Source organism: Flavobacterium sp. (assembly GCF_046155325.1).
GTDB lineage: Bacteria > Bacteroidota > Bacteroidia > Flavobacteriales > Flavobacteriaceae > Flavobacterium.
The window spans coordinates 1-9,229 of record NZ_JBJXDQ010000063.1 but is presented as its reverse complement, the minus strand read 5'-3'; the positions used below and the strand labels follow the sequence as shown (position 1 = coordinate 9,229).

Sequence of the window (9,229 nt, the reverse complement as noted above, 5' to 3'; positions counted from 1 at the left end):
TAACGGTTACAGCTATGAGTAGTGGCTGATTAGAACTACTCACTTTAAATATAAAACAAAATGAACTTAGAAGCAGAAAACTTAAATGAACCACAAAAACAGCCATTACTTATAGCTGATGTTAGTGGCAGTGCCATTGTAGAAAACGAACATGTAGTATTATACTTTCAGTTCGATGATGGTGAACCTATTGAAGCATTAAAATGTAATGGAGAGAAATTTACTATGGAAATACTACCTGTGGAAAATAATTTCGTAACATTCACCGATGGTAAAAAGACGATGAAACTGTTTGTTAGGCATTGCCACTAACGTTTTGCAGATAGGCGATGTGGCGGATTTTGGAACACAAAACTATCTGAAAGAACTGAACTTGATTTAAAAACAAAACTTAATATTAACCGAGAATCCGCCATATTGCCTATGTGCTGTTATAGGTAGGGCTTCTCACAAATTTAAATAAAATGACAACATTACAAGAAATTATCAAAGACTTTATAGAGTTATCAAAAAAAGGAGGGGATTCAGGATTTGTTGGTAGAAGTGTTTTATCAATCATAAAAAATAAAGGCTACCTTGAAAAAGAAAAAGAACAAATCATTCAATCTTTTTTGAAAGGAAAATTTGAAGGTGGTGGTCGTTTTGAAGATGCTTCAATTGAATATTACGAAAAACTTTCTAACGAAGATGTTTCTTAGCCTTACCTATAACTACTTGCTAAGACTTATAAATGTATTACAAAACTATCAAAACCCTTTAAAATATGGAAATAATAACCCAAGAAAGATTTTGTAAAAACATAAACTTAATGAACTTAGCTTTTGTTTCGGGGAATGAAGATATTATTTTGCGTATTTTTAAAGGCATTTTAGCTCATTTCCCAAACGAAAAAGAATCATTAGAACACTACTGTTTTGTTTTGAATTTCGGTAAATGTGGCGATGAATACGAACCTCCCGAAGAATTTTATGAACGATTAATAAAATCACAAAACAGCAAAATATAATTTTATATAATTTATTTGAATTTATTATATTTATTTGTATATTTGCTTAATAAAACTTAAAACTATGAATGAATTAGTAAGTATGAACGAACATAATCAAGTTATGAGTAGTGTTCAATTAGTTGAAATTATCAATGAATATCGAAGAGTAGAAGGAAATGAAACTACTTTAAGGCATATTGATTTTATGGTTAAAATTGAAAAGGAATTAGATTATGACTGTGAAAATTTTCGTAGTGATTATAAAGCATCTAATAACCAAATATACAAATGCTATTCTCTTCCAAAAGACGAATGTATTTTAATGTTAATGAGTGAAAGCAGAATTGTTCGTAAAGGCGTTTTAAATCGATTGAATGAATTAGAAAACAAAAATCAATACAAATTACCTAAAACATTTTCAGAGGCTTTAAAATTAGCAGGAGAACAAGCAGAAACTATTGAAAAGCAACAATTATTAATTTCGGAACAAACCCCAAAAGTTTTAGCTTTTGAAAATGTTATTGATAGTCAAAACACTTATACTTTGGATTCGGTTAGCGATATTTTAAATATTGGCAGAACAACTTTATCAAAAATATTGGAGCAAAAGAAGTGGAAAACTATAAAAGAAACCAACGGAACTTCATCTACAAGATATGCCGAAGAGAATGGATATGCAAAAACCATTTATGAATACATTAAAATAGGAAAGAATGATATTAAGACAAAAAGAATTGTTCTAAAGAAAAAAGGACTAGATAAATTAATAAAAGAACAAAATGCAGAATAAAAAAAAATCAAACGCTGGTAGACCTACAATTTATATCGATGATGTCGGGGTAACTCTTTCGGTTCAAGTACCAAGTAAGCAAAAAGAACGGTTTAAAGAAACGCTTTTAGCTATGAGAAAATCCTATGAGATAAAAAAATAATGGCTAAAAAGTGCGAAATATGTTTGTCTAATCCTATCGGTAAATGGTTTAACGCTAAGACTTGCGATGAAGTTGATTGTAAAGTAAAACACGCAATTAAAATAGTTGAAAAGCAAAAGATAGCTAAAGCAAAAAAAGTAAAGCAAGAATGGAGCAAAGAAAAAATAGATTTAAAAGACAAATTAAAAACTATTACTGATTGGCAAAATGATTTACAAAAAGAAATTAATTTGATAGTCAGAACTTTAGATAAAGACCATCCTTGCATATCTTCACAAAGAAATTTAGGAAAATCTTATGATGCTGGACACTTATTCGGTAGGCAAAGTAATCCACATATAAGATACCATTTATTTAATATCTATGCTCAATCAGTTCACGATAACCAATGGAAAAGTGGAAATCAATTAGAGTTTGTAAATGGCATTGAGTTGACTTTTGGAAGCGAAATAAAGGAATATTGCTTATCATTAAAAGGATTACCTACTTGTAAGTTATCCATTGATGAAATAAAAGAAAAGATACAAATATCAAGAGGTATCGTAAAATGGTTAAAACTTCAAGATAAAAAATTTTCAATAAAAGAACGAATTTATTATAGAGATAAATTTAATAAAGAAATAGGAATTTACAAAATCTAAAATAATGAAAAGAAGATTAGAAAAGTTTATAGCTACTCCTGAACTAAAATTATTTTATTCGGAACTTGGTGCTTGGTTAAGGAAAAGCAATATAAAACATAATAAACTATCAATAGGATTTTCAGTTGATATTAGAGAAATACCCGAAGGTAAAATAAACGAATGGTTAGAAATTAGCAATTTTGAAATATGGAAGCAAAAAAAGAAAATGTAATGATTAAAGAGGTACAAGATCAATAGAATGGTCAATCGAGGTTGCTAAAGAATTGAATGTAAAAAAGTATAGCATTGTAAAAGATGGATATACGGTTAGCGTGAGGATTAAATAAACAAATTATGATTATGAGAACAATTCCACCCGCAGAAACTTTTATTATCAACAAACTTGATGAAATGCAACCAAACGAAAACAGACCTCCAACTCCTAAACAAGTTGAAGAATGGATGATTGAATTTGCAAAAATGCACGTTACCGAAGCATTGAAACAAGCAAGTGAAAAGGTAACTATGAAACTCCGTTATGATGTTCACGAATTAAATATGAACGATGATTGGATGGAAGTTAATAAAAATTCAATCTTAACAGCTTACGCTTTGGACGATGTTGAGTAACATAGACACTAACGTTCGCAGATAAGCGAGGGCAAAGCCTTCAAAAACAAAAATTTAATCTTAAAAATAAATATTATTATGAAAACAAAAATGTCAAATTACCGCAATTGCTTTGCTCTTGCTTATGTGCTGTTAGTGGCGGTATTTTTTGTCGGGTGCAAAGAAAAACCGATGGAATACGAAACAAAACAAACTGTTATTAACGCAAAAGCAAACGTAAAAGTTGATGGAAGTGATAAATTTATTTTGTCTTTTTCCGATGGAGATAGTGAATACTGTTCTTTTGGGGAATATATAAAATACAAAATAGGCGATACTTTATGTTGGAAACGTGAAAAACACTTCTTTGGTACGTGGTGTCTGGAAGATTGCCACTAACGTTAAAAATAAACGATGGTGGCGTATGCGGTTTAGTAGATTCCGCCACTATTGTTTATTGATTGTTACTGGTTGTTTTTCTTTGTTTTTCAAATAATTAAAAATAAATTAAAAATTCTTTTGAAAAAGTTTGCACAATCAAAAAGATGTCGTATATTTGTATAACAAAATCAAACAAATAGAAATTATGACAGCACTTACTTTTAAAATCGAAACAACAACAGAGAAAAAAGAACTTACAACTATCCTTAATGAACTTGACACAATAGTTTGTGAAATTATGGATAATGAAGAAAATGAAGACAACTGGATGGCTTTAAAATCTTGCAGAGAAGCTATGAACTCAATTAATAAAGCACAGACAGCAGATTGCGGATATACAATGTATGTTAATACTATCGCTGCTCAAGTATGGGCAAATCAAGCATACGCTAACGCTAACGAAGATCGTAGTATATAATTAACTTATTAATCTTAAATTATGAAAACTGCAAAACAAATCAAAGAAGAAAAAAGACAAACTTATTTAAAATCAAATCAACTAAATGTGAATTTGATTAAAAAATTTGATAAGTTACCAAATGGCGAGATTGTAATAGCAATTAACATAGAAAAAAAACATACTTGGATAGTTTGTGATTCAGGAAAAACTTATAAGTCTATACATAATATGATTAACAATGAAATGGTTAGTTATATTGAATTTGAAAATAGAGGCGGTAAAAGGCTAAACGCTGGAAGCAAACCAAAGTACAACGAACCAACCAAAACAACCTCTTTTCGTATTCCTATTTCTAAAATAGATGAAGTCAAAAAATTAGTCAGAGATTTTTTGGCAGGACACGAGAGAGAAAATAACCAGTAACGTTGAGCATAACTCTAGTTACGGACTAAACAAGCCTAAACATTCAGATTAAAACCGTATCACTGATACAAACTAAACTATAAATTCAAGACCGAAACCGTAATTAGTGTTATGCATTGTTATATTCTCGGCTTTTTTTACTCACTAAATAAATTAACAAAAATGGAAATAGAAGATATTGAAGTAATAGTAATGATTGTTCAGTTCAAAGATGGTTCTGCACATCAGGTATTAACAACAAAAGAAAATAAAAAAATTGCATTGCAAATAATTGCAAGTGCTGATGGGAAATTAACTCTTGACAAAGAACTAGCTCCAGTTATTTTTGAGTATAAAGAGTAGCTTTGGTTACAAAGTTGCTCGAAGCTGGAATATAACGTTGAGCATTGTCGCAGTTGTGGATTAGGACTGCCAAATTATCGATTAAACACTAACAAGTACAAAACCAATTATTAATTAAGCCGAATACCACAATTGCTACAATGCATTGTTAGCGGTTCGGTTTTATAACACTAAACAAGATGGAAACGAAATATTCTAAAGAACAATTTGAAGGTTACACACACAGATTTATTATAAAATTAAGAGTTGATAACGACTGGAGGAATGATAATAATATTCATATTTATTCAAACTCCGATAGCTACCAAGAACTAGAAGATTTTATTAATCAAAAAAAATCAGAAAAAGTAGTAGGTTTTAGAATAGAACATAGGGCATCAAAAGAGCAAGACGAACTTTCGGCTAAATTTATCGATGAAATTCTAGGCGACTTATAAACTGACCGCTAACGTCCTGCAGCTAAACGAGGTGGCGTATTCCACCACAAAACATCAATAAATAAACAGATTATGAATACAGAAAATAAGTCAATTGAAAACGAAAACCAGCCATCTTGTTTAGCTGCTGTTATAAGCCGTTTAACTTTTCACGTTCACAACGATATTGAGGAAGCGGCAAAATGGTATAAAATTCCCATTGCATTATACAGCACTTATGATGTTTACATAATGCAAGAAGATAGATGTGTGTTTATCGGAAGCGGTGAAGCTGCAATAAGTTGGATAAAACGAAATGAAGGTAAAGTTTGTCCGAGTAGGTTTCCTCTAAATGGCTTATAACGGCAAAGCTACACGACGGCAAGCCTATGGACAAAGTTGATTCGGCTTGCTGGATTGTAGCGATTGTTAGTAGCTGGACGGATTTTAAAAACTAAATATTATTATGAAAACAAATTATTTTACGGTTCACAAAAATAAGAAACCGAAAAAAGCAAAGTATTCTAAGCCTTATAGTAAATTACAATTACAAAAAATGGAAGAATGCACCCAATATTTTATTAACGAAATTCAAAAGCTAAAACAAAATGGATAGAAAATTTGAAATAGAAACATACAAAGGCGGAGAATGGAATGCGAAAGATTTATGCGAAAAATACAAACAATATCTTGGTAAGAAAACAAATAAAAAAGGCGTTGTGTGTAGATATTATACTTGTTACGGCACAGGAGAAGGGCAATTTGCTATTGAATATGAAAACTCTAATATAACGAGTTGGGTAAACGCAGAAGATATTGAGAACTACTTAACGTAGTCTTGCTACTAACGGATTGCGTCTTGGTGCAGGCGGAAAAAGTACACTGAATAATTAAATTAATAACCCAAAAATAAAGACACAAACCGATGATTGAATTAAAGACTGAATCCGCTTGCTCCAAAACGCTGTTACCGCTAGTTGTGGGTGGTTTAACGATTACGTGTGAAGATAATATGGAGTTAATGAGCCGTTATCCTGACAACTATTTTGATTTAGCGATAGTTGATCCGCCTTATGGAATTGGAATAAATGTATCAATGGGGAGAAGAAAAGGAGATAAAAAAAGTAAGTACCATAAATTCGCAGGAAATGATAATGAAACACCAACTGCAGAGTATTTTAATGAATTAAAAAGGGTTTCAAAAAACCAAATTGTTTGGGGTGGAAATTATATGATTGAAAACCTAACACCATCGCCTTGCTGGTTGATGTGGGATAAAGGATTTAGCGAAGATGTTACATTTGCTCAATTTGAATTAGCGTGGACGTCATTTACAAGTAGTGCAAAGAAGTTTGATAAACATCCAAGCCAACAACACCGTATTCATCCAACACAAAAACCAACAACTTTATATAAATGGATTTTAGACAAATATGCTAAACAAGGCGACAAAATACTTGATACACATTTAGGATCTGGAAGTATCGCAATAGCGTGCCACGATTATAAATATGAATTGACCGCTTGTGAACTTGATGAAGAATATTTTAACAAAGCAAAACAACGAATTATTAACCACGTTGCGCAACAATCGCTCTTTTGAAAACGAATGTAGCAATTAGCGGTAACGTTATGTTGCTTGGCATCTGTTGCCGATAACGAAAACGTTCTTATGAAAACTGAATTTAATATTACCAGCGGATTTTCCGCTGAAAAACTAAACGGCAATAGTGCCAAACAACTGTTATAGCATCGTTGCGGATAATAAAAACAGATTTTATGAATAACGTAGAACAAGAAATTTTAAGCATAAGATTGACTTTCATTTTTAATTTTTATACACAAACAGAGTTAGGAGAAATATTGAAAATCGGACAATGGAAGTTATTAGAAAAAATGAGAGATAAGTCTTTTACAAAAGAAGAATTATTAAAAATTGAAGAAGTTTGTGATGAATTAAAAAATAAATAATTATGAAAGATAATAAATTTAAAATGATGACAGAACAGTTAAGAATGACTAATTCTGATGAACAAGTTTCTGAATACTTAAAGTGGATAATTCAATCCGATATAGCAAAAGACCATTGGACAAGTAAATGGATAAGTGTAGATGAAAGTTTACCAGAAGATGATGTAAATGTATTATGTTTTCATAATCATTCTGAAAACTATTTTATCTGTTATAGAACAAAGGATTGCTTGACAAATATTCCTAAATGGTTTGGTGGCTCGATGCCAACTCATTGGAAATATCTTGATAAACCGTAAAAGTAGCAATGTGCTATAACGTATGGTGCTTTGCGAAGGCGGGTTCAACTTTGTAGGATTTGAAATAGACCGAGAATATTATGAGAAACAAGAAAAGCGTTTTAATGACTTTAAATCACAATTACGGTTGTTTTAGCGGTGTCGGTGGCATTGCTGGTAACGTTCGAGTGCTTTACGTCCGTTGTGGTTAAATAAGCACAAACTTTCCTGTTATCACGAAATTAAACTGATGCAAAACAAACTTAATATTAAACCCTAAACCCACAATGGCGTAAAACACTTGTTAGCCGTTCGGTTTTTAAAATCAGAAATTATGCAACATTTAGAAAAATTAGTAAAAAGTTTATTTACAGAAGGTGCTATTATTGAATTAGCAAACAAATTAAATGACAATAAAGAAGCTGATGCTTTTTCAACTTCTTCAGGTTCAATTTTATTAGATAATGAAGAAGAAGTACAAGTGCAAATTATTGTTACACGAAAAAAAGAAGATTTTTACGGAGATTTTGATGTAGTTGAACATAATACGTTAGTTCAGTAAACTGACGGCTAACGGAGAAGCTAACTGATGTTCAGGAAAAGTAAGGACTGAACTTTCGGATTATTACAAATCTTACAGACACAAAATAATAATTAAATTTAACCTGAAGCCTGAATAGCGGTTAGCGTATGCTATCACTTCGGCTTTTTATTCTTTAAATTATGACAATGAAATCAAGTTTTTTAGCAATGGCAACGATGGCAAGTATGATGGATGATGTTAGTTATCCGAAAAATAACAAAGGCAGAGAATTTGTTCCAATAGAGCCAAGAAAAAAAGTAGTTCCAAAAGGATGCGAGGAATATCATTTTACAAGAAGCGGTCATTTTGATGTAACAGATAATACGTGGAATGACATTGAATATATCTTTTCCTGTGTTGCATCAAATAGCAAAGTTGCAATTAAAAAATTTAACGCTTTTATCCGTTCCAACGAAGCTGAGTGATAACGGTTGATGATATGAGAGGATTTTCGGCAGGATAAATCCCGAAACTTTCAGTTCAAGAACCAATTTTAAAAGTACAAACCCAAAAATTAAATTTATAAACCAAGCCGAAAATCTCTTATATCATTTGTTAGGGAATCGGCTACATATTTACAAACTATGGAAATAAAAATTAGTTACTCGTTATTTTCTGATTCAGTTAGAAAACAGTTAAGAAGTCAACAAGTTTCATTTGATGTTGAAAAGGTAAAAGTCATTGAACAATTAGCTTTCAATGTTTTATCGTTGAGTTTTCACGAAATAATATCAGATGATGTTAGAAAAAAATCATTAGAAAAAATACATAATCGTCTTTTAAAAGAAGTTTGGTTAGGGGATTCTAAATAGCTGTTCCCTAACGTCTCGTGGCTTTGTCTTGTTGCCAAAAAAATAAGACCTAATCTTTAAATTAAAAAACAATGAATACAAGTACAAAACTAACATCAAATTTAGCCGAATGTGGCAATAAGTCAAAACCACTGTTAGTGGCTGACCTTGTAACTTATGAACCTAGATACTCTTTTAATGACGAGCCTGACGATATGGGAAGATGGGCAAGGAAAGCTATTTATAGAAAATTACACATCGCTTGGATTTCAAGATTAGAAAGTAATGGAGTGGTTAAATTTAGCGTTAATACTTATTTCCCACTAACTGGAAACGATTGCCCAAATAAACACGAAATGTGTGACGCTTATGAAGATGCCAAAATAGCGGTTGAAACTCTTTGGACGCAATTCTTGAGGGTTTGCCACTAAC

The 9,229-nt window shown here is 31.3% G+C and carries 23 protein-coding genes; all 23 read left to right on the top strand.

Annotation, left to right across the window (positions count from 1 at the left end; all coding sequences use genetic code 11):
- Positions 1-60: 60 nt before the first annotated feature.
- The 23 genes from ACKVOD_RS04320 (at position 61) to ACKVOD_RS04210 (ending at position 9,228) form a co-directional block, all read left to right on the top strand.
- Positions 61-312 (top strand): hypothetical protein, encoded by a 252-nt coding sequence (locus tag ACKVOD_RS04320; protein WP_409208248.1) that lies wholly within the window; start codon positions 61-63, stop codon positions 310-312.
- Between the two features lie 152 nt (positions 313-464).
- Complete coding sequence (locus tag ACKVOD_RS04315; RefSeq protein WP_409208247.1) at positions 465-698, top strand: hypothetical protein; 234 nt, start codon at positions 465-467, stop codon at positions 696-698.
- 65 nt (positions 699-763) lie between these two features.
- Positions 764-1,006 (top strand): hypothetical protein, encoded by a 243-nt coding sequence (locus ACKVOD_RS04310; protein ID WP_409208246.1) that lies wholly within the window; start codon positions 764-766, stop codon positions 1,004-1,006.
- 64 nt (positions 1,007-1,070) lie between these two features.
- Positions 1,071-1,778, top strand: a complete 708-nt coding sequence (locus tag ACKVOD_RS04305; RefSeq protein ID WP_409208245.1) for a phage antirepressor KilAC domain-containing protein — start codon at positions 1,071-1,073, stop codon at positions 1,776-1,778.
- A complete protein-coding gene (locus ACKVOD_RS04300) occupies positions 1,768-1,920 on the top strand; it encodes a hypothetical protein (protein ID WP_409208244.1) in 153 nt (50 codons plus the stop codon). Before ACKVOD_RS04305 ends, ACKVOD_RS04300 begins: the two co-directional genes overlap by 11 nt.
- Positions 1,920-2,561, top strand: coding sequence for a recombination protein NinG (locus ACKVOD_RS04295; protein WP_409208243.1), 642 nt, complete (start codon positions 1,920-1,922; stop codon positions 2,559-2,561). Before ACKVOD_RS04300 ends, ACKVOD_RS04295 begins: the two co-directional genes overlap by 1 nt.
- Before the next feature lie 4 nt (positions 2,562-2,565).
- Entirely contained in the window at positions 2,566-2,775 is a 210-nt protein-coding gene (locus tag ACKVOD_RS04290) for a hypothetical protein (RefSeq protein ID WP_409208242.1), read from the top strand.
- 128 nt (positions 2,776-2,903) lie between these two features.
- Positions 2,904-3,173, top strand: a complete 270-nt coding sequence (locus ACKVOD_RS04285; protein ID WP_409208241.1) for a hypothetical protein — start codon at positions 2,904-2,906, stop codon at positions 3,171-3,173.
- 78 nt (positions 3,174-3,251) lie between these two features.
- Entirely contained in the window at positions 3,252-3,551 is a 300-nt protein-coding gene (locus ACKVOD_RS04280; RefSeq protein ID WP_409208240.1) for a hypothetical protein, read from the top strand.
- 187 nt (positions 3,552-3,738) lie between these two features.
- The gene (locus ACKVOD_RS04275) at positions 3,739-4,011 is read left to right on the top strand and encodes a hypothetical protein (RefSeq protein ID WP_409208239.1); all 273 of its coding nucleotides are present in this window, start codon (positions 3,739-3,741) and stop codon (positions 4,009-4,011) included.
- Positions 4,012-4,032: 21 nt separating this feature from the next.
- On the top strand, positions 4,033-4,416 hold the full coding sequence (locus ACKVOD_RS04270) for a hypothetical protein (protein ID WP_409208238.1): 384 nt from the start codon (positions 4,033-4,035) through the stop codon (positions 4,414-4,416).
- Positions 4,417-4,578: 162 nt separating this feature from the next.
- Positions 4,579-4,758 carry a hypothetical protein gene (locus ACKVOD_RS04265; protein WP_409208237.1) on the top strand — a complete coding sequence of 60 codons (180 nt, stop codon included), beginning with the start codon at positions 4,579-4,581 and terminating at the stop codon, positions 4,756-4,758.
- 179 nt (positions 4,759-4,937) lie between these two features.
- The gene (locus tag ACKVOD_RS04260; RefSeq protein WP_409208236.1) at positions 4,938-5,195 is read left to right on the top strand and encodes a hypothetical protein; all 258 of its coding nucleotides are present in this window, start codon (positions 4,938-4,940) and stop codon (positions 5,193-5,195) included.
- Positions 5,196-5,267: 72 nt separating this feature from the next.
- Entirely contained in the window at positions 5,268-5,537 is a 270-nt protein-coding gene (locus tag ACKVOD_RS04255; RefSeq protein WP_409208235.1) for a hypothetical protein, read from the top strand.
- A gap of 103 nt (positions 5,538-5,640) precedes the next feature.
- On the top strand, positions 5,641-5,790 hold the full coding sequence (locus ACKVOD_RS04250; RefSeq protein ID WP_409208234.1) for a hypothetical protein: 150 nt from the start codon (positions 5,641-5,643) through the stop codon (positions 5,788-5,790).
- Complete coding sequence (locus tag ACKVOD_RS04245; RefSeq protein WP_409208233.1) at positions 5,783-6,010, top strand: hypothetical protein; 228 nt, start codon at positions 5,783-5,785, stop codon at positions 6,008-6,010. The genes ACKVOD_RS04250 and ACKVOD_RS04245 overlap by 8 nt, the downstream gene beginning before the upstream one ends.
- 89 nt (positions 6,011-6,099) lie before the next feature.
- Positions 6,100-6,777, top strand: coding sequence for a DNA methyltransferase (locus ACKVOD_RS04240; protein ID WP_409208232.1), 678 nt, complete (start codon positions 6,100-6,102; stop codon positions 6,775-6,777).
- A gap of 176 nt (positions 6,778-6,953) precedes the next feature.
- Positions 6,954-7,145 carry a hypothetical protein gene (locus ACKVOD_RS04235; protein ID WP_409208231.1) on the top strand — a complete coding sequence of 64 codons (192 nt, stop codon included), beginning with the start codon at positions 6,954-6,956 and terminating at the stop codon, positions 7,143-7,145.
- A gap of 23 nt (positions 7,146-7,168) precedes the next feature.
- On the top strand, positions 7,169-7,444 hold the full coding sequence (locus ACKVOD_RS04230) for a DUF551 domain-containing protein (protein WP_409208230.1): 276 nt from the start codon (positions 7,169-7,171) through the stop codon (positions 7,442-7,444).
- Between the two features lie 313 nt (positions 7,445-7,757).
- On the top strand, positions 7,758-7,985 hold the full coding sequence (locus ACKVOD_RS04225; RefSeq protein ID WP_409208229.1) for a hypothetical protein: 228 nt from the start codon (positions 7,758-7,760) through the stop codon (positions 7,983-7,985).
- A 167-nt stretch (positions 7,986-8,152) separates the two neighbouring features.
- Positions 8,153-8,431: a hypothetical protein gene (locus tag ACKVOD_RS04220; protein WP_409208228.1), complete on the top strand. Its 279-nt coding sequence runs from the start codon at positions 8,153-8,155 to the stop codon at positions 8,429-8,431.
- Between the two features lie 159 nt (positions 8,432-8,590).
- Positions 8,591-8,818: a hypothetical protein gene (locus tag ACKVOD_RS04215; protein ID WP_409208227.1), complete on the top strand. Its 228-nt coding sequence runs from the start codon at positions 8,591-8,593 to the stop codon at positions 8,816-8,818.
- 71 nt (positions 8,819-8,889) lie between these two features.
- On the top strand, positions 8,890-9,228 hold the full coding sequence (locus ACKVOD_RS04210) for a hypothetical protein (RefSeq protein WP_409208226.1): 339 nt from the start codon (positions 8,890-8,892) through the stop codon (positions 9,226-9,228).
- Position 9,229 lies beyond the last annotated feature (1 nt).